Annotated in this window: 12 protein-coding genes; 8 read left to right on the top strand and 4 right to left on the bottom strand. The window is 58.7% G+C overall.

The window, feature by feature from the left end; all coding sequences use genetic code 11:
• Positions 1 to 63 precede the first annotated feature (63 nt).
• Positions 64 to 1,974 carry a propionyl-CoA synthetase gene (locus tag BN1800_RS11120; RefSeq protein ID WP_086997392.1) on the top strand — a complete coding sequence of 637 codons (1,911 nt, stop codon included), beginning with the start codon at positions 64 to 66 and terminating at the stop codon, positions 1,972 to 1,974.
• Between the two features lie 174 nt (positions 1,975 to 2,148).
• The gene (locus BN1800_RS11115; RefSeq protein ID WP_086997389.1) at positions 2,149 to 3,054 is read left to right on the top strand and encodes a flagellin N-terminal helical domain-containing protein; all 906 of its coding nucleotides are present in this window, start codon (positions 2,149 to 2,151) and stop codon (positions 3,052 to 3,054) included.
• Positions 3,055 to 3,128: 74 nt separating this feature from the next.
• On the opposite strand, the gene BN1800_RS11110 is transcribed toward BN1800_RS11115, so the two are convergent.
• A complete protein-coding gene (locus tag BN1800_RS11110; protein WP_027512251.1) occupies positions 3,129 to 3,830 on the bottom strand; it encodes a DUF1013 domain-containing protein in 702 nt (233 codons plus the stop codon).
• A 232-nt stretch (positions 3,831 to 4,062) separates the two neighbouring features.
• Here BN1800_RS11110 and acs point away from each other — a divergent pair, with 232 nt between their 5' ends.
• Positions 4,063 to 6,018 (top strand): acetate--CoA ligase, encoded by a 1,956-nt coding sequence (gene acs, locus BN1800_RS11105; RefSeq protein WP_086997387.1) that lies wholly within the window; start codon positions 4,063 to 4,065, stop codon positions 6,016 to 6,018.
• Between the two features lie 227 nt (positions 6,019 to 6,245).
• Here the strand turns inward: acs and BN1800_RS11100 are convergent, their stop codons facing one another.
• Positions 6,246 to 6,470, bottom strand: coding sequence for a DUF1674 domain-containing protein (locus BN1800_RS11100; protein ID WP_086997538.1), 225 nt, complete (start codon positions 6,468 to 6,470; stop codon positions 6,246 to 6,248).
• Positions 6,471 to 6,578: 108 nt separating this feature from the next.
• On the opposite strand from BN1800_RS11100, the gene htpX reads away from it, so the two are divergent.
• The 5 genes from htpX to purH all read left to right on the top strand — a co-directional run bounded on the left by htpX (position 6,579) and on the right by purH (position 12,957).
• On the top strand, positions 6,579 to 7,541 hold the full coding sequence (gene htpX, locus BN1800_RS11095) for a zinc metalloprotease HtpX (RefSeq protein ID WP_086997384.1): 963 nt from the start codon (positions 6,579 to 6,581) through the stop codon (positions 7,539 to 7,541).
• Positions 7,532 to 8,917 (top strand): RsmB/NOP family class I SAM-dependent RNA methyltransferase, encoded by a 1,386-nt coding sequence (locus BN1800_RS11090; RefSeq protein ID WP_086997381.1) that lies wholly within the window; start codon positions 7,532 to 7,534, stop codon positions 8,915 to 8,917. The genes htpX and BN1800_RS11090 overlap by 10 nt, the downstream gene beginning before the upstream one ends.
• A 363-nt stretch (positions 8,918 to 9,280) precedes the next feature.
• Positions 9,281 to 9,499 (top strand): hypothetical protein, encoded by a 219-nt coding sequence (locus BN1800_RS11085; RefSeq protein ID WP_143533948.1) that lies wholly within the window; start codon positions 9,281 to 9,283, stop codon positions 9,497 to 9,499.
• A gap of 70 nt (positions 9,500 to 9,569) precedes the next feature.
• Positions 9,570 to 11,243: a heparinase II/III family protein gene (locus BN1800_RS11080; protein WP_086997375.1), complete on the top strand. Its 1,674-nt coding sequence runs from the start codon at positions 9,570 to 9,572 to the stop codon at positions 11,241 to 11,243.
• A gap of 97 nt (positions 11,244 to 11,340) precedes the next feature.
• Positions 11,341 to 12,957: a bifunctional phosphoribosylaminoimidazolecarboxamide formyltransferase/IMP cyclohydrolase gene (purH, locus tag BN1800_RS11075; RefSeq protein WP_086997372.1), complete on the top strand. Its 1,617-nt coding sequence runs from the start codon at positions 11,341 to 11,343 to the stop codon at positions 12,955 to 12,957.
• 35 nt (positions 12,958 to 12,992) lie between these two features.
• Here the strand turns inward: purH and BN1800_RS11070 are convergent, their stop codons facing one another.
• Together BN1800_RS11070 and BN1800_RS11065 are read right to left on the bottom strand one after the other, a co-directional pair.
• Positions 12,993 to 14,393: an MFS transporter gene (locus tag BN1800_RS11070; protein ID WP_086997369.1), complete on the bottom strand. Its 1,401-nt coding sequence runs from the start codon at positions 14,391 to 14,393 to the stop codon at positions 12,993 to 12,995.
• Between the two features lie 31 nt (positions 14,394 to 14,424).
• The gene (locus BN1800_RS11065; protein ID WP_086997366.1) at positions 14,425 to 19,206 is read right to left on the bottom strand and encodes an NAD-glutamate dehydrogenase; all 4,782 of its coding nucleotides are present in this window, start codon (positions 19,204 to 19,206) and stop codon (positions 14,425 to 14,427) included.
• Between the last annotated feature and the right edge of the window lie 127 nt (positions 19,207 to 19,333).

The following is a 19,333-nucleotide window of genomic DNA, read 5'->3' as shown; positions in this document are numbered from 1 at the left end:
TTCCGGTCCAGCCTCCCCTGTCCTAGATTGGCTACACGGTTTGCATGTCCTGGGGAGGAGCAAATGCAGAGCAGCTATCATCAGGTTTATGCGAGCTGGAGGAGCGATCCGGAAGCATTCTGGCGCGAAGCTTCAAAAGCAATCGACTGGTTCACGGAACCGCAGCAGATCTTCTCGCCATCAGAGGGCGTTTATGGCCGCTGGTTCGCGGACGGTGAGACCAACACCTGTTACAATTGCCTGGACCGTCATGTATCGGCAGGCCGCGCCACCGAAACAGCGGTTATCTTCGACAGCGCCATGAGCGGCGCCAAGGCGCGTTTCACATATGACGAAGTGCTCGCCGAAGTGCAGGCGATCGCGGCGACCCTTCAAGCATTCGGCGTCGGCAAAGGTGATCGTGTCATCATCTACATGCCGATGGTGCCGGAAGCCATTTTCTCCATGCTTGCCTGCGCTCGCATCGGTGCCGTCCATTCCGTCGTTTTTGGAGGGTTTGCAGCCAACGAACTTGCAGCCCGCATCGATGATTCCGGTGCAAAGCTTGTGGTCACTGCCAGTTGCGGATTGGAGCCCGGCCGTGTCGTTGCTTATAAACCGCTTGTCGATCAGGCCATCGCTGCTGCGAAATCAAAGCCGGCCCATTGCCTTATTCTACAAAGGCCGCAACTGACGGCCGAACTTATGCCGGGCCGGGATCATGATTTCCGAGAAACCGTAGCGCTTCACCGCGGCAAGAACATTTCCTGTGTCGCCGTCAAAGCAACCGACCCGCTTTATATCCTCTATACATCCGGAACCACCGGTCAGCCGAAGGGCGTCGTCCGTGACAATGGCGGGCATATGGTTGCGCTGCACTGGTCAATGGCAAACATCTACGGAATGAAACCCGGCGAAGTTTTCTGGACCGCGTCCGATATCGGCTGGGTCGTCGGTCATTCCTATATCGTCTATGCGCCGCTGCTTGCGGGCGTGACCACTGTGATCTTCGAAGGCAAACCCGTCGGCACGCCGGATGCCGGTGCTTTCTGGCGCGTGGTTTGCGAATACGATGTGCGCGTTCTCTTCACCGCGCCAACCGCCTTTCGTGCAATTCGCCGGGAAGATGCCGACGGTGAGTTTGTGCATCGCTATTCGAAACCGCATTTTCGAGCACTCTTTCTTGCGGGCGAGCGGGCCGATCCCGAAACTCTCAAATGGGCGGAGAAGATGCTTGCTGTGCCTGTCATCGATCATTGGTGGCAGACGGAAAGCGGTTGGCCGATTGCCGCCAATCCACTTGGGCTTGATAAGCTGCCGGTAAAGCACGGCTCGCCATCGGTGCCGATGCCCGGCTATGATATCCAAGTGCTTGATGATGGCGGACATCAGGTCCCGCCCGGCACGCTCGGCAACATCGTCGCCAAGCTGCCCTTGCCGCCGGGCTGCCTGCCAACACTCTGGAATGCCGACGAGCGTTTTCGCTCGACTTATCTCGAGGAGTTTCCGGAATACTATAAGACAGCGGATGCCGGTTATGTCGATGACGACGGCTACCTCTTCATCATGTCGCGCACAGACGACATCATCAACTGTGCAGGCCATAGGCTGTCGACGGGAGCGATGGAAGAGGTCTGCGCAAGGCATCCGGACGTCGCGGAATGCGCTGTCGTCGGTATCGCAGACCCGGTCAAGGGACAGGTGCCGTGCGGCTTCCTCGTGCTCAAGAAGAACGTGACAAGGGAGAAGGCGACGATCGAAGCTGAAGTCGTCAAACTGATTCGCGACCAGATCGGTCCGGTGGCCGCATTCAAGACGGCGATCGCCGTCGAACGGTTGCCGAAGACCCGCTCCGGCAAGATCCTGCGCGGCACAATGCAGAAGATCGCGGACGGCGAACCATGGAAAATGCCTGCGACGATCGATGATCCGGCAATTCTGCATGAAATCGCGGATGCCCTGCGCAGCAAGGGTTTTGGCTCGCTTCCAATGTAGGAAGTTACCTATTTGGTAAGATTCGTTGACGAGTTGTAACCGGCGTTGACGAGTTGTTAACCATGTTTTCGCTAGGTTCGGCTTACGGACACCTGTTGCAGGTGAGCATGAAGCACCGCCGCTCCCGGCCTTGGTCGGAATGCCCTTTCACCCAAGCGAATTGGACAAAAAGCGATGTCAAGCATCCTAACGAACACTGCCGCAATGGCGGCGCTGCAAACCCTTCGCGGCGTCAACCAGAGCCTCAAGGAAACCCAGGATCACGTTTCGTCTGGCCTGCGCGTCGGCAAGGCGGCTGATAATGCCGCTTACTGGTCGATCGCAACGACCATGCGTTCCGACAACAAGGCGCTTTCGGCCGTTTCTGACGCTCTCGGCCTCGGTGCTGCAAAGGTCGACACTGCCTATGCCGCGATGGACAGCGCCATCGACATTGTTTCTGAAATCAAGGCCAAGCTGGTTGCCGCCAGTGAAGCGGGCGTCGACAAGGCCAAGATCCAGGAAGAAATCGACCAGCTTCAGGAACAACTCCTGAGTATTGCTCAGTCTGCCTCCTTCTCCGGCGAGAACTGGGTTGCTGGCGAGGGTACGAAGAGCGTCGTTTCGACCTTTGTTCGTGACGGCTCGAACGCTGTATCCGTCAAACAGACTGAATATATCCTCGATGACAGCTCCGTCGGAAACGTCCTGTTCGGCATGAGCGGCGGTTTGATCGAGACCTCCACGGGCATTATCGGCACCTCGAACGGTACGATCGGCTCTGTCTATAAGATGGACATCACCAATTTCACGACTAATGACGTCGGCCTTGCGCTGACGGCTGTCGAATCCGCTCTGAAGGCGATGACCAGCGCCGGTGCACAGCTGGGCTCCATCTCCACTCGCATCCAACTGCAGGAAGATTTTGTCTCGGCTCTAAGCGACTCGATTGACTCGGGCATCGGTCGTCTCATCGATGCGGATATGGAAGAAGAATCTTCCAAGTTGACTGCTCTTCAGACGCAGCAGCAGCTGGCCATTCAGTCCCTGTCGATTGCGAACTCGGCATCGCAGAACATCTTGTCGCTCTTCCGCAGCTAAACTCTGGACTAGCCGAAAACAAAAGACCCGCCGGAGCGATTTGCTCCGGCGGGTCGTTTGTTTATGTAGACATGTCAGAAACGATCGTCTTCGTCTTCATCCTTGGAGGAAGACTTCAACGACTTGAGCTTGGCGAAGACGGCATCGGCATCGATTTCGCGTTCTTCCTCGCGCTCGAAACTCGGGCTCATGCGCTCGGTTTCCTGGGCGGGCTGCAGCGTGGCGCCGAGTTCGGCAGCGGTCGGCAGCGGTCGACCCTTGGATGCCTTTTCCACTTCCATATCGAGATCGATCTGGCTGCAGAGGCCGAGCGTGACCGGATCCATCGGCGCCAGGTTGGCCGAGTTCCAATGGGTGCGTTCGCGGATCTGTTCGATCGTCGATTTGGTCGTGCCGACGAGGCGCGAAATCTGGGCGTCTTTCAGTTCCGGATGATTGCGGACAAGCCAGAGGATGGCGTTCGGGCGGTCCTGACGCTTGGAAACAGGTGTGTAACGCGGGCCGCGGCGCTTGGATTCGGGAACGCGAACCTTCGGCTCCGAGAGCTTCAGCTTGTGGTTCGGGTTTGCTTCGGCGCGGGCGATTTCGTCGCGCGAAAGCTGTCCCGTTGAGATTGGATCCAAGCCCTTGATGCCCTGCGCTGCCTCGCCGTCGGCAATTGCTTTCACCTCGAGCGGATGCAGCTTGCAGAACTGGGCGATCTGATCGAAAGACAGGGCCGTATTGTCGACGAGCCAGATGGCGGTCGCCTTCGGCATGAGCAGTTGTTGAGCCATGGATATAGTCCTTCTGTCGTCCACGACGGTGTCGCGGTCCGTGGATATCACCATAATATCCGGGAAATATGGCGCTATATAACTGTAGTGACGCAGAATTGCAATTGATCAGGAATGAAATGACCTTTGTCTAATTGCCGGGTGCTTTTGACCTGCTATGAATGCCATGAATCGCGTTCCGGCGATCGCCTTGCGCAGTTAGCCGCCGGTGCCCGTGTTGAGGAGGAGTCACATGTCGGAAAAGATCTATCCGGTTACGAAACCGGTGAAGAGCCATGCCCTAATCGATAAGGCCAAGTACGAGAAATGGTACGAGGAGAGCATCGAGAACCCGGATAAGTTCTGGGGCAAGCACGGCAAGCGGATTGACTGGTTCAAGCCTTATAAGAAGGTCAAGAATACGTCCTTTACCGGCAAGGTGTCGATCAAGTGGTTCGAAGACGGCCAGACGAACGTTTCCTATAACTGTATCGACCGCCACCTGAAAACGCACGGCAACCAGGTTGCCATCATCTTCGAAGGCGACAACCCTTATATCGACAAGAAGATCACTTACAACGAACTCTACGAGCATGTCTGCCGCATGGCGAACGTGTTGAAGAAGCACGGCGTCAAGAAGGGTGACCGCGTCACCATCTATATGCCGATGATACCCGAAGCGGCCTTTGCCATGCTCGCCTGCGCCCGCATCGGCGCCGTGCATTCTGTCGTCTTCGGCGGGTTCTCGCCGGAAGCGCTTGCTGGACGTATCGTCGACTGCGAATCGACATTCGTCATCACCTGCGACGAGGGCGTGCGCGGCGGCAAGCCGGTGCCGTTGAAGGACAATGCCGATACCGCGATCCACATCGCGGCCCGCCAGCATGTGACGGTCAGCAAGGTCCTCGTCGTGCGCCGGACCGGCGGCAAGACCGGCTGGGCTCACGGCCGCGATCTCTGGTACCATCAGGAAGCGGCAACGGTGAAAGCCGAGTGCCCGCCTGTGAAGATGAAGGCGGAGGATCCACTTTTCATCCTCTATACCTCGGGTTCAACCGGCAAGCCTAAAGGTGTATTACACACGACGGCCGGATATCTCGTTTACGCGTCGATGACGCATGAATACGTCTTCGACTACCACCATGGCGATATCTATTGGTGCACGGCCGATGTCGGCTGGGTGACCGGCCATTCCTACATTGTCTACGGTCCGCTGGCGAATTGCGCGACGACCCTGATGTTCGAAGGTGTACCGAACTTTCCGGACCAGGGCCGCTTCTGGGAGATCATCGACAAGCACAAGGTCAACATCTTCTACACTGCTCCGACAGCGCTCCGTTCGTTGATGGGTGCCGGCGACCATTTCGTGACCCGCTCCTCCCGCTCGTCCTTGCGCCTGCTCGGGACGGTCGGCGAGCCGATCAACCCGGAAGCCTGGGAGTGGTACCATCATGTCGTCGGCGATGGCCGTTGCCCGATCGTCGATACCTGGTGGCAGACCGAGACCGGCGGCATCCTGATTACGCCGCTGCCTGGTGCGATCGACCTGAAGCCGGGTTCGGCGACCGTACCGTTCTTCGGTGTGAAGCCGCAACTGGTCGACAATGAAGGCAAGGTGCTGGAAGGCACTGCTGATGGCAACCTCTGCATTACCGACAGTTGGCCTGGCCAGATGCGCACGGTCTATGGCGACCATGAGCGGTTCATCCAGACATATTTCTCCACGTATAAGGGCAAGTATTTCACCGGGGACGGCTGCCGCCGCGATGAGGACGGTTATTACTGGATCACCGGCCGCGTCGACGACGTGCTGAATGTTTCCGGTCACCGCCTCGGTACCGCCGAGGTGGAATCCGCGCTCGTTTCGCACAATCTGGTGTCGGAAGCCGCCGTCGTTGGCTACCCACATTCAATCAAGGGACAGGGCATCTATTGCTACGTCACGCTGATGGCCGGCAACGAAGGATCCGATGAGTTGCGCCAGCAGTTGGTGAAGCATGTTCGCGCGGAAATCGGCCCGATCGCATCTCCGGATAAGATCCAGTTTGCGCCTGGTCTGCCGAAGACCCGTTCCGGCAAGATCATGCGCCGCATCTTGCGCAAGATTGCCGAAGACGATTTCGGCTCGCTCGGGGATACGTCCACGCTTGCCGATCCGGCAGTAGTCGAGGACCTCATCGCCAACAGGCAGAACAAGGTAACCGCCTGAAATCGAAGCGGCACCCGGAAAACCGGGAGCCGCTTTTCAGTTCGCGAAGGCACAGATGGCGCGCGGCTTGCGTTTGCCGTCCTGTTCACGGGCAGCGGCGACGGGCCTTCGATTTCGTCACAAGCCAACCCAACCCTGCGGCGGGAGCGTGAATAGCGCCATCAGGAGAATCGCGAGTACTTTTGCGATGAAGGAATAAATTCCGATCTGAGGAAGAGGATATTTATTTAAAAATCGATGGCGCGGCCGTTGATTTCATAGTCGCCGAACCTTGCGGGCTCGGCTCCTCCTCGTCCGCCGATCTCCGGCGGCAGCTTCAGAGGTTTCTGGTTCCTGCGGCGTTCCTCGGCTTCGGCAAGCGCGCGTTTTGCGGCGGGTGACAGAACCTTGCGAGGCGGTTCTGCCCCTTCTACCACAGTGCTGTCTATATTATCGTTGTCCGCTGGCTGCAATTGCGTCTCCCGCCGGAAATATTGAAAATGGCTGGCGAATGACCAAATCATAGTGCGCTGGCGGCTCGATTAAAACCCTTTTGCCGCAGACGGGAGATGGAGACCTCGATGAACCTCGTTCGCACTGCCATGTTGCTTGCCTTCATGACGGCCTTGTTCATGTTTGTCGGATTCCTGATCGGCGGTCGCGGCGGGATGATGATTGCCTTCCTGATTGCTGCAGGCATGAATTTCTTTTCCTACTGGAATTCGGACCGCATGGTGCTCTCGGCTTACCGGGCGCAGGAGGTCGATGAGCGAAACGCGCCGGAATTCTTCCGCATCGTACGCGATCTTGCACGAAATGCCGGCTTGCCCATGCCGAAGGTCTATCTTTACGACAGTCCGCAGCCGAATGCCTTTGCTACCGGCCGCAATCCGGAGAATGCTGCCGTCGCGGCCTCGACGGGACTGCTCAGCGCGCTCTCGCCGGAAGAGGTGGCGGGTGTGATGGCGCATGAACTGGCGCATATCCAGAACCGCGACACACTAACGATGACGATCACGGCGACGCTCGCTGGCGCGATCTCCATGCTTGGCAACTTCGCCTTCTTCTTTGGCGGCAGCCGCGAGAATAACAGTAATCCGTTCGGCTTCGTGGGCGTGCTTCTGGCGATGATTGTAGCGCCGCTTGCCGCCATGCTGGTGCAGATGGCAATCAGCCGGACGCGTGAATATTCCGCTGACCGGCGAGGCGCCGAAATCTGCGGCGACCCGCTCTGGCTTGCGTCCGCGCTCGGCAAGATTGCCCGGGGTGCCGCGCATATCCCGAATTATGATGCCGAGCGCAATCCCGCGACGGCGCATATGTTCATCATCAATCCTCTCTCCGGGGAACGGATGGACAATCTGTTTTCGACGCATCCAAATACGGAAAACCGTATTGCGGCACTTCAGGAAATGGCAGGGAGCGGTATGAATGGCTCGACGGCAACGGTTCGTACTGCTAATCCGTCGCGCAAGTCGCGCTCGGTTCCGAATACGGGTATTGGCCGCGGTGGTTCTCAACCGCCAAAAGGTCCCTGGTCTTGAATTCAGACGGCAGAAATAAGCCATTCCATAAGAAGAAGCCACCTGCAGAGCGTCCGGCCGCAAAACCGGGTCTGCAGGCGCGTGCGGCCGCAGCGAAGATTCTCGCTGCCGTCATCGACCGCAAACTGCCGTTAGATGGTGCGTTGGATCATGAACACGGAAACCCTGCATATAAGGCTCTTGGGGAAGGAGACCGTGCGCTGGTTCGGGCCATCCTGAACACCGCGCTGCGTTACCTGCCCCGCATCGATGGGGCGATTGCCTCTTTACTGGATTCACCGTTGCCGGAAGGCGCGCGTGCACTTCATCATGTGCTTGTGGTTGGAGCAGCGCAGATCCTCTATCTCGACGTTCCCGATCATTCGGCTGTCGATCTTGCCGTCGAGCAGGCAAATCAGGATCCCCGCAATCGCCGCTTTGCAAAGCTGGTGAATGCGATCCTACGACGTCTTAGCCGTGAGAAGGAACAGGTACTCGAAGATGTCGCGAAGATTTCGCCGATGCCGGCATGGTTTATCGAACGGCTTAAACAGGCCTATGGGAAAGAGGCCGCCGCGGCGATCGCCCAATCCCAGCTCGAGCCGGCTGCAATTGATCTTACCGTGAAATCCGATGCAGCCGGCTGGGCGGCTAGGCTGAATGGGAAAGTCCTGCCGACAGGCGGCGTGCGTCTTGCGGCCTTTGACGGCGCGATTCCCTCCCTTGAAGGTTTCGATCAGGGCGAATGGTGGGTGCAGGACGCCGCGGCAAGCATTCCGGCCAAGCTCTTTGGCAACCTGTCCGGCAAACGTGTCGCCGATCTCTGCGCCGCACCTGGCGGCAAGACGGCACAGCTCATTCTCGCCGGAGGTAACGTCACTGCGATCGATCAATCCGAAAGCCGTTTGAAGCGCCTGCGCGCGAATCTCGAGCGCCTTGCCCTCGATGCGGAAACGCTTGCGACAGACCTTCTGAAGTTTGAGCCGGCAGAGCCGTTTGACGCTATCCTGCTCGATGCGCCCTGCTCCTCGACGGGTACGACGCGCCGACATCCGGATGTTCTCTGGACGAAGGGTCCGGAGGACATTGCAAGGCTCGCCGGCGTGCAGGAACGGCTGCTTCGCCATGCGCTGACGCTCCTGAGGCCTGGCGGCACGCTTGTTTTTTCAAATTGCTCGCTGGATCCCGTCGAGGGAGAGGACGTTGTGAGCCGCATTTTGGTGGACACGCCGACCATCGAGCGCGTCCGGATCGATGCTGCTCGATGGCCCGGATTGGAAATGGCGATCACTCCGCTTGGCGAATTCCGGACGACCCCTGCCATGCTGCGCATGCACGAAACGGTCGCTTCGGGGCTTGACGGTTTTTACGCCGCAGTGTTGCGGCGTGTTGCTTGATTGTATCCAAGCGAGATCGGGACTGCCTTCAGCCCTCCCCGAGATGGAAATACGTGTCTCGGTCGTAAATGAAGAGGCTCCGGAGAGATTCCGGCAGGCCGCCAGCCTCGTGACTAACGAAACCCAGCGGCAGTTTCCCGAGGCTGTACGACGGTCCTGTTCCCACGCCTTACCCTGCGTCGGTTGTAACGTTTCTGCAAAAACGTTACAACGTTCCCGGCTGGCTCGACGTCCGCCTCTAGTGTCTCCGGACGGTCCCTACGACATCCCACGTTGGTCCCTATCCCCTCGCCGGTTATACTGTTTTTGAGAAACAGTTTAACGCTGGAGATGGGGCGGCGACAGGGACAGGAGCTGGGATTGATGGGACAGACCGCTGAAGAGGACCTGCAACCGATCCGCTCCCTCGGTGGCGACCAGGCCGCCGTCGATGTGGCCATCGCCCGCAACATACTCCACGAAGAACTCGGGCAATTCGAAGGGTCGCTCACGATCCACAATCTCGACGACGCCACTCGGGATCGCCTGATCGCTCATGCGGGGCAGGAGTACGTCTTTTCTATATTTCGTTTTGCAAATTAATGCAGTCTTACCGCTGAAACCGGCCCTTATTCACCTATTCTTAATCATGAGGGTCAATAGACAATAGAATATGCAGTCCGGCCGGCGGTTTTCGAGTTTGTATGTTCGGGAGGCTTGGCGCCGCGTGTTGCGGCGCATTGCGCTGCTGCGTCTGCGCCTTTTCCGCCAAACGATCCAAGTGCCCGAGCGGCTTATCGTCGCGCCGACCGATCTTCGTGCAATTGATTCTCACATAGCCGATGAGATCATGAATGGCCGTTTCGCTTTGGCGGGCCGCCTGCTGGAGACGAACGGCAAACCGCCCTTCGGCTTTACGCTTCCATCACGCGCCTTTGCCAACCGCCTGCATGGTTTCGGCTGGCTTCGTCATATGCGGGCCAATAAGAGCGACCGGGTTTCGGCCGTCGCCCGGGCGATCGTCGACAGCTGGCTCTCATTGCATGCTGGCCGCATGGAAGGCATTGCCTGGGAAATCGATGTCACTTCGCAGCGGGTGATCGCCTGGCTCTCGCATTCGCCGGTTGTGCTGCAGAATGCCGATCGTGGCTTTTATCGCCGTTTCTTGAAATCTTTGGCGTTTCAGGTTCGCTATCTGCGGCGCATGGCTGCTTTCGCACCCCCGGGGGAAGTTCTCTTCCGTCTGCGGATCGCCCTCGCCATGGCTTCGATCGCGATGCCCGCGCGGCAAGGTGTGCTGCGCAAGGCCGCCCAGGCGCTGGATAATGAATTCGATAGCCAGATTCTGCCCGATGGCGGGCATATATCCCGCAATCCACGCGCAGGCCTTGAGCTGCTTCTCGATCTCCTGCCGCTCCGCCAGACCTATGTCAATCTCGGTCACGACCTGCCGCAGAAGCTTATTTCCGGCATTGATCGCATGTATCCGGCACTGCGCTTTTTCCGGCACCAGAATGGCGATCTCGCGCTCTTCAACGGTGCAACATCGACGCTTGCCAACGAGCTGATGTCGGTTCTGCGTTATGACGAAACGGCGGGCCTGCCTTTCAAGGCAATGCCGCATTCGCGCTATCAACGTCTCATGGCGGGAAATACCGTTTTGATCGCCGATACCGGCCCGCCGGCAGTGGGCCTCCTTTCGCGCACGGCGCATGCGGGCTGCCTTTCCTTTGAAATGTCGTCAGGCCGTCATCGCTTTATCGTCAACTCCGGTTCGCCGAAATTCGCCGGTCGCCGCTATGTGCAGATGGCGCGCACGACTGCGACGCATTCGACGGTGACGCTGAACGACACCTCATCCAGCCGGTTCTCGACCTCGGAATTTCTCGGTCATATCATGTCGGACTCGGTGAGGACCGTTAGCGTCGAGCGCGCCGAAACAGAAGACGGACGCGATGGCATCAAGGTCAGTCACGACGGCTATCTAAAGAATTTCGGCGTGCTCCATGAGCGCGAACTGACGCTGAATGCTGCAGGCTCCATCGTCACTGGCCGTGATCGGCTGGTGCGGCAGGGCGAGCGCGTCAGCGACGAGCCCCTTCGTGCGGCAGCGCGCTTCCATATCCATCCGGCCATCAATGTGAAGCCGAGTGACCGCGAGTCCGTGTTGCTGACAGCGCCCGATGGCGAGAGCTGGCTCTTCTCGTCGCCGGGGAACGAAGTTCTGGTCACTGAAGATATCTTTTTTGCTGACGCCTCCGGTATCTGCGGTTCCGACCAGATCGAGATCGACTTCGTTTTCGCCGAAAAGCCGGAAATTCGCTGGTTTTTGTCCCGCAAGAGCTAGTCGCTGTTTGCGCAGCGGCAGAGCTCGTGCTAACGCGGCGCCATTACCCTATGCGTCCCTTGCCGGATGTCTCCTGAAGCCCGAACGGAGAAGGTTCATGGCCGTCACTTCCAAGAAAATCCCCGCCCCCGATAAGGTTAAAGTCAAAACCGCGCTGCTCTCCGTCTCCGACAAGGCGGGTATTGTCGAGCTTGCCCGCGCGCTTTCCGAGACGGGCGTACGCCTGCTTTCGACAGGCGGGACACACAAGGCCATTGCCGCCGCGGGGCTGGCGGTCACCGACGTTTCGCAGGTTACCGGCTTTCCGGAAATCATGGACGGTCGTGTGAAGACGCTGCACCCGAAGGTTCACGGTGGTCTCCTGGCAATCCGCGATGATGCTGAACATCAGGAAGCCATGAAGCTGCATGGCATCGAAGGTATCGATCTTGCCGTCATAAACCTCTATCCATTCGAAGACGTACGTGCTGCCGGTGGCGATTATCCGACGACAGTTGAGAATATCGATATCGGCGGTCCGGCAATGATCCGGGCCTCCGCCAAAAACCATGCTTACGTGACGATCCTGACCGATCCCGCGGACTATCCGGAACTGCTCGAACAGCTTTCGGCCGATGCCGGCCAGACAAGCTATGCGTTCCGCCAGCGTATGGCAGCCAAGGCCTATGCCCGCACGGCCGCCTATGACGGGATGATTTCCAACTGGTTCGCCGAAGCGCTCTCCATCGATACGCCGCGCCATCGGGTGATCGGCGGCGTCCTGAAGGAAGAGATGCGCTACGGCGAAAATCCACATCAGAAAGCGGCCTTCTATGTCACGGGCGAGAAGCGCCCCGGCGTTTCGACGGCGACGCTGCTGCAGGGTAAGCAGCTCTCTTATAACAATATCAACGATACTGATGCGGCCTACGAGCTCGTCGCTGAATTCCTGCCTGAAAAGGCACCCGCCTGTGCCATCATCAAGCATGCCAACCCCTGCGGCGTCGCAACGGGGCCGAGCCTTGTCGAAGCCTACAGGCGGGCGCTCGCCTGCGATTCCGTTTCTGCGTTCGGCGGCATTATCGCGCTTAACCGCCCGCTTGATGCGGAGACGGCGGAGGAGATCATCAAGCTCTTCACCGAAGTGATCATCGCTCCGGACGTAACCGAAGAAGCCAAGGCGATCGTTGCGAAGAAACCGAACCTGCGCCTGCTTTCTGTCGGTGGTCTACCCGATCCGCGTGCCGCTGGCCTGACAGCGAAAACGGTCTCCGGCGGGCTGCTGGTCCAGAGCCGTGACAACGGCATGATAGAGGATCTGGAGCTCAAGGTCGTCACCAAGCGCGCGCCGACGGCACAGGAACTGGAAGACATGAAGTTTGCCTTCAAGGTCGGCAAGCATGTGAAATCGAATGCCGTCGTCTACGCCAAGGATGGCCAGACGGCCGGCATTGGCGCCGGCCAGATGAGCCGCGTCGATTCCGCCCGCATTGCCGCACTGAAAGCCGAGGAAGCCGCAAAGGCGCTGGGTTTACCCGCCCCGATGACACGCGGTTCTGCGGTTGCTTCGGAAGCCTTCCTGCCCTTTGCCGACGGCCTTCTGTCGATGATTGCTGCGGGTGCGACGGCAGTCATCCAGCCGGGTGGCTCGATGCGCGACCAAGAGGTGATTGACGCTGCCAACGAGCACGACGTCGCAATGGTATTCACTGGCATGCGCCATTTCCGCCATTGAGCTGACAGAACCCCGGCGCTCAGCCAGGGTTCAATTCAATCTTGCTTCCTGTCGGCCGGATAAGGTGTTGCGACGAGCAGGATCAATCCGCCTGCGAGGAAAAGGAGCAGCGTCGCCATGCCGAGACGCGCTGATCCGCTGGCGTAGGTCATCAGGGAGAAGAGGAGCGTTGCCATAAAGCTTGTGGCGCGGCCGGACAGCGCATAGATGCCAAAATAGCGCCCCGCCTCCTCCAGGCTGACGCTGCGCGCCAGATAAGAGCGCGACGAGGCTTGTACAGGACCGAAGGCGACACCGATCAGCAGCCCGTACAGAATATAGGCCTTCTCCGCCGTCGTGCCGAAAAGCCCGCCGGCGTCCGCCGTTGACATCGGCAGCAGGCCGAAGAGCGTATAGCCCGGCCCCGTCGAAATGATCCCGAGCGTTGCGAGCAGCAGCAGCGTCAGGCTGATCAGGATCGTTGCTTTTGATCCGATGCGGTGATCAACGCGTCCGGCGATGACGCAGCCGAAAATCGCGACGACGTTGAGGATGATCCCATAAAGTCCGATTTCGATCGTCGCCCAACCGAACATGCCGGCGGCGAAGGTGCCGCCAAGGATCAGCAGCCCGTTGACGCCATCCTGATAGATCATTCGAGCAATCAGGAATTTCAGGATACCTCTTCGGAGCTTCAGCTCGTCGATCGTGTTCCCGAGCTGTCTGAAGCCTGAACGTACGGCAGCAGCGAACGGCAGCCCCTTCGCCGCATCCGGCGTGAAGAGGAACATCGGAATGATGAAGATGAGATACCAGACGGCGGAGATCGGGCCGGTAATGCGTGCATCCTCGCCGGTATGCGGATCAAGCCCGAACAACGGGTTGAGCCCGAACAGCGTCGTTCCCGTTTCCAGGCTCCCCGCAAGCAGCCCGACAACAGCGATCAGCACGATCATGCCGCCGAGGTAACCAAGTCCCCAGGCTGTGTTGGACAGCCTGCCAACCTCGTCTTTGCTCACAAGGCGTGGCATCATGGAATCATTGAAGACGATCGAGAATTCGGCGGCGATCGAGGCCAGGATCATGAACATCACCGGGTAGATAACCGGCGAGCCGGGTGCTGCAAACCAGAGACCGAAGAGGCTCGCAATTTTGATGACCGCAAAACAGGCTATCCAGGGTTTGCGGGCACCGGATTGATCAGCGATGGAGCCGAGGATTGGAGAGAGCAGGGCGATGATCACCGAAGAGATCGTCGCCGTGTTGCTCCACATCGCCTGTGCCGAAACCGGATCAGCCGTCAGGCGCGCGACGAAGTAGGGTCCGAAAATGAACGTGGTTACGACTGTGAAAAACGGCTGCGCCGCCCAATCGAAGAGCATCCAGCTCCAGATGCCCTTTTCCGACGCCTTTTGCGGCGCCGGCGTTCCCGTTCCGGTCCAGTCTATTCTGCTCACGCGTACACTCCCGCTTTCGCGGCGGACTGTGTCACCTCGCCCGGTCGCGCGCAAGATCGGTCAAAAGACCTGCGGCCACCGTGATGCGCGCAAGAGTTGGATCGCCGCTATCGCTGAGGTTTGACAGTTCTTCGGCGATGCGGTTGATCCTGATGCGATCGACTGCATGCCACGCCTGAACCGGCAGCTTTTCCTTGCCATGGTCGGACAGCGCCGAGATGACGATATCGCGGCGGGCGCTGGCAATTTGGTCGATGCTGCGCGCCAGCGCCAGGTTTTCATAATGATCCGAGGTGAGAATGCGGGCGCCGGCGGCCAGGAGCCTTCCGACGCGGAAGGTCTGCGATACGGCAAAATAGCTTTCGGCGGCACGTCCGAGTGCCTCGCCTGTACGTTCGGCTATCTGCATGATCTCCGGCACCAGCGCAAAGCTCGGCAGCCCGGCAATGTCAGCAGCTAATATTTCCGGCAGCCCGGCATCGCGATACTCCATGGCGCGCGCTTCGAACTCTGCAGGGGCCTGCGCGGCGAAGGAGGGCTTCAATTTCTTCAATGCAGTTTGAAGCCGGCTAATGGTCTCAGCCACGCCGCCTTTTGCCATGCCGGTCTTCAGAAGCAGGCGAGTCAGGACGGTGAAGCTGTGGCCGATCTCTTCATAGACACGGTTCTGCATCTGGCCGGAAATCTTGCCGTCTAGCGCATCGGTCTCAGTCCAAAGCCTGGTCAGGTCGAAGCCATCGCGGGCGATGATTGCGGCACGGACGACTTCCGGCGCTGACGCGGCTGTCGCATCCATCATGCTCACTACAAAGCCTGGGCCGCCACGATTGATTGCCTCATTGGCAAGCACCGTCGCGATGATCTCGCGTTTCAGCCGGTGGGTTGCGATGTCGGAGGCATTGGTTTTCTGCATCTTAGCCGGGAAGTAGTTTGAAAGGGTCGACGCGAAATAAGTGTCGTCTGGAAGATCGCTGGCGGCAACGGCATCGAAAAGCACGATCTTGGCGTAAGAGAGCAACACGGCGATTTCCGGCCGCGTGAGCGGCTTGCCGGCAGCATAGCGCTCTGCAAGCGTTGCCTCATCGGGAAGCGTTTCCACTTTCCGGTTGAGCTGCTTGGCGCCTTCCAGCACGCTCATGAAGCGCGCAAGCTCAAGGCCATTGGCGGTTCCCTTACGTTCGGTCAGCGAAATCGCCAGTGATTGCAAATAGTTGTTGCGCAGAACGAGAGCCGCCACTTCGTCTGTCATCGACGAAAGCAGCTGATCGCGTTTTGCCCGTGTGAGCCGGCCGTCATGCATCGCCTTGGCGAGCGCGATCTTGATATTCACCTCGACATCCGAGGTGTTGACGCCTGCCGAATTGTCAATCGCATCGGAATTGCTCCGTCCGCCTTTCAGGCCATAAGCGATGCGGCCCTTTTGCGTGACGCCAAGGTTGGCGCCTTCGCCGATCACCTTCGCCCGCACCTCATCAGCCGTGATGCGGATCGGATCGTTCGAACGATCGCCCACTTCCGTATCGGTTTCCGACTGCGCCTTCACATAGGTGCCGATGCCGCCGAACCAGAGGAGATCTACCGGGCTCTTCAAGATTGCTGTGATGATCTCGAAGGGGGTTGCCACCGCCTTGTCGATGCCAATTGCCGCAACCGCTTCCGGGGTCAGCGTGACAGATTTCGACGCGCGTGAAATGATCATCGCGCCATTGGAAAGAACCGACTTGTCGAAGTCCTGCCAACTTGAACGGGGCAGGTTGAATAGCCGCTGCCGTTCGGCGAGCGTCTTTTCCATATCCGGATCGGGATCGATGAAGATATCACGATGGTCGAAAGCGGAAATGAGCTTGATCTTCGGGGAGAGCAGCATGCCGTTGCCGAAGACGTCGCCGGACATATCGCCGACACCGCCCACCGTAAATGGCGTCGTCTGGATGTCTATATCCATCTCGCGGAAATGACGCTTTACGGTTTCCCAGGCGCCGCGTGCGGTGATGCCCATTTTCTTGTGGTCGTAGCCGGCCGAGCCGCCTGACGCGAAGGCATCGTCGAGCCAGAAGCCGGCTTCCTGCGCCAACGCGTTGGCCGTGTCGGAGAAGGTTGCCGTTCCCTTGTCGGCGGCGACGACAAAATAGGGATCATCGCCATCAAGCCGCACCGTATTTGCCGGCGGCACGATATCGGTGCCGGAAATGTTGTCTGTGATCGAAAGCAGGGTGCGAATATAGGTCTTGTAGGCTTCGCGGCCGGCACTGAAGATTTCATCGCGGCTGCCGCCTGCGGGCAGTCTCTTCGGATAGAAGCCGCCCTTGGCGCCGACCGGAACGATGACGGCGTTCTTCACTTGTTGCGCCTTTACGAGGCCAAGAACTTCCGTGCGATAGTCTTCGGCGCGATCCGACCAGCGCAGACCGCCGCGGGCAACCTTGCCAAAACGCAGATGCACGCCCTCGACTTCGACCCCGTAGACGAAGATTTCCCGGAAGGGCTTGGGGTCCGGCAGGCCGTCGACGAGATGCGGATCGAGCTTGAAGGCAAGCATCGCCTTCGGCGAGCCTTCGGCAGTGCGCTGGAAATAGTTGGTCCGCAGCGTCGCATCGACGACGTTGATGTAGCGGCGCAAGATACGGTCATCGTCAAGGCTCGGCACATTGGCGAGCGCCACCTCGATCGATCGATGCAGATCGGCGAGCTTTTTCATGCGCGCCTTTTCGCTAAGCTGCGGATCGAGTGCATCATAAAAGAGCCGGAAGATCGAAGCGGCGATCTCTGGGTATTTGTCGAGGGTCGTTGCGATGTAATCCTGCGAATAGGCGATACCCGCCTGGCGAAGATAACGCGCATAGGCCCGCAGGACATTCGTCTCGCGCGCGGAAAGCCCAGCCGAAAGGATCAGCCGGTTGAAACTGTCATTATCAATCGTGCCGTCGAAAGCGGAAACGAAGGCTTCTTCCAACGGGGCACCATAACGGCTGAGGTCAATTTCAGCGCCGCTGCGGGCTTCGAGTTCCATATCATGCAGCACGACGACGTTGACCGAGCCGTCGGCGGCTGGAACTTCGATGTCGAAAGTCCGCTCGCTCAGCACGTTGAAACCGAGATTTTCGAGAAGTGGCACGCGGCGTGAGAGTGGAAGCTGCTCGCCAGCATGGAAAATCTTGAGTGAGAAGATCGGGCCGCGTTCTGCATCATTGCGGTAATAGAATGCGATGCGTATCGGCTCGCCGGAGGCGCAATCGGTAATGTCCGGGAGATCGGTAACCGTTTCCTCCGGGGTGAAGGAATCCTGGAAGGCGTTGCTGACGCCGATCTTCGGCGCCCTTGGCCCCGCCAACGCTTCAAAGCGATCGTCCCAGCGGGCGGTAATGGCACGGATCGCTTCCTCGAGCTTCGGTTGCGGGATGCGCGGCGTTTTGCCACCGGACCGGCCGATGATGAAGTGTACGCGCGCAACCCGCCCTTCCGGGAAAGCCGGATAATAGGCGGAAACCCGGCCATCGTAGACAGTCTTCAAATAGGTGCCGATCTTTTCCCGAACGATGGAGTCGTATTCCTCACGCGGCACATAGACGATGACCGAGACGAAACGGTCGAAATGATCGATGCGCGGCAGAACGCGGACACGCGGGCGCTCAACAAGATCATTGATCTGTTCAGCGAAATTCGCGAGCAGCGTCGTGTCGATCTGGAAAAGATCGTCGCGCGGATAAGATTCCAAGGTGTTTTCCAGCATTCGGCCCGAATGGCTCATGGGATCGAAGCCGAAATGATCTTTCACTTTGGCAACTTTGGAACGGATGAGCGGAATTTCCGACGCGGGGGACGTATAGGCCGTCGAGGTAAAAAGGCCGACGATACGCAGCTCGCCGGTGACGTTGCCATCCTTGTCGAATCGCTTCACGCCGACATAGTCCATATAGGCGCGGCGGTGGACGACTGATTTCCCGTTCGCCTTGGTGACGATCAGAAAGTCCGGGCCGTCCAGGAAGGCAAGGATTTCCGGCGTCGTCGTTACGGCATCCTTGCCGGTGCGCAGCACCAATACATCTGGATTGGAAAGAATGCCGAGACCGGCGCCCTTGTGACGCTCGACTTTGACAGCATCGCCGCCCTTGCCGGAATAGACATATTCGCGCATGCCGAGAAAGGTAAAGTTCTCGTCGCGCAGCCAGGCTAGGAAAGCCAGTGCCTCGTCGCGGTCGGCCTTCTTGCGGCCGGCATTGTAGCTGCCCAATTCGGCAATTACCGTGTCGAGCTTGGAGAGCATGGGTTTCCAGTCGGAAACGGCTTGGCGGACCTGCTCCAGCACGATCATGATGCGCTTCAGGAGGTCGCCGGATTGTGTCGCGGTCAACGGCGAAATGTGAAGTTGGATGTGGCTGACGCGTTTTGCCGGATCGCTCGGTTCCTCGGCGGAATAAAGTACCGGCGCCTTGCCATGCTCCACCACCAGGATCGGATGCACTGCCATGTAGAGATCGCGATAGGTACTCGTGACCTCGCTCATGACCGACTCGTAGAGGAACGGCATATTGCGATCGGTAACCGTCAGGACCGAGACTGCAACGCCATCGGGTTCGACACCGGCCAGCGTTTCGATCGTAACGCGCGGAACCTTGCCGTCCCAGGTCGAGAGCTCCTTAGCAGAATGAACGGCGGAAAGCGCCAGCATCTCCGGCGTGTAGCGATCGAGGTCGTCGCCGCTCGCCCGGCCGAAGAGGATTTCCGGATCGAGATACTGTTCTTTGGTTGCAGCAGCGATCTTCTTCGCGCTTTCGATCAGCTTCTCCCGTCGCGGATTGTTTTTGGCAGCCATTGAAGACATTCCCCCGATTTGTGTGATTTGCGGCAAGTTAGCAGAAGAATTATCGAAAAAATCTCTAAAAGATGCCCCACTGAGGCAGTTTTTGTGCGTCTTTGACCCGGCTTCGGCAAAATTCCGA

The organism is Rhizobium sullae, from assembly GCF_900169785.1.
Taxonomy (GTDB): domain Bacteria; phylum Pseudomonadota; class Alphaproteobacteria; order Rhizobiales; family Rhizobiaceae; genus Rhizobium; species Rhizobium sullae.
This window is presented reverse-complemented; position numbering and strand designations above follow the sequence as displayed.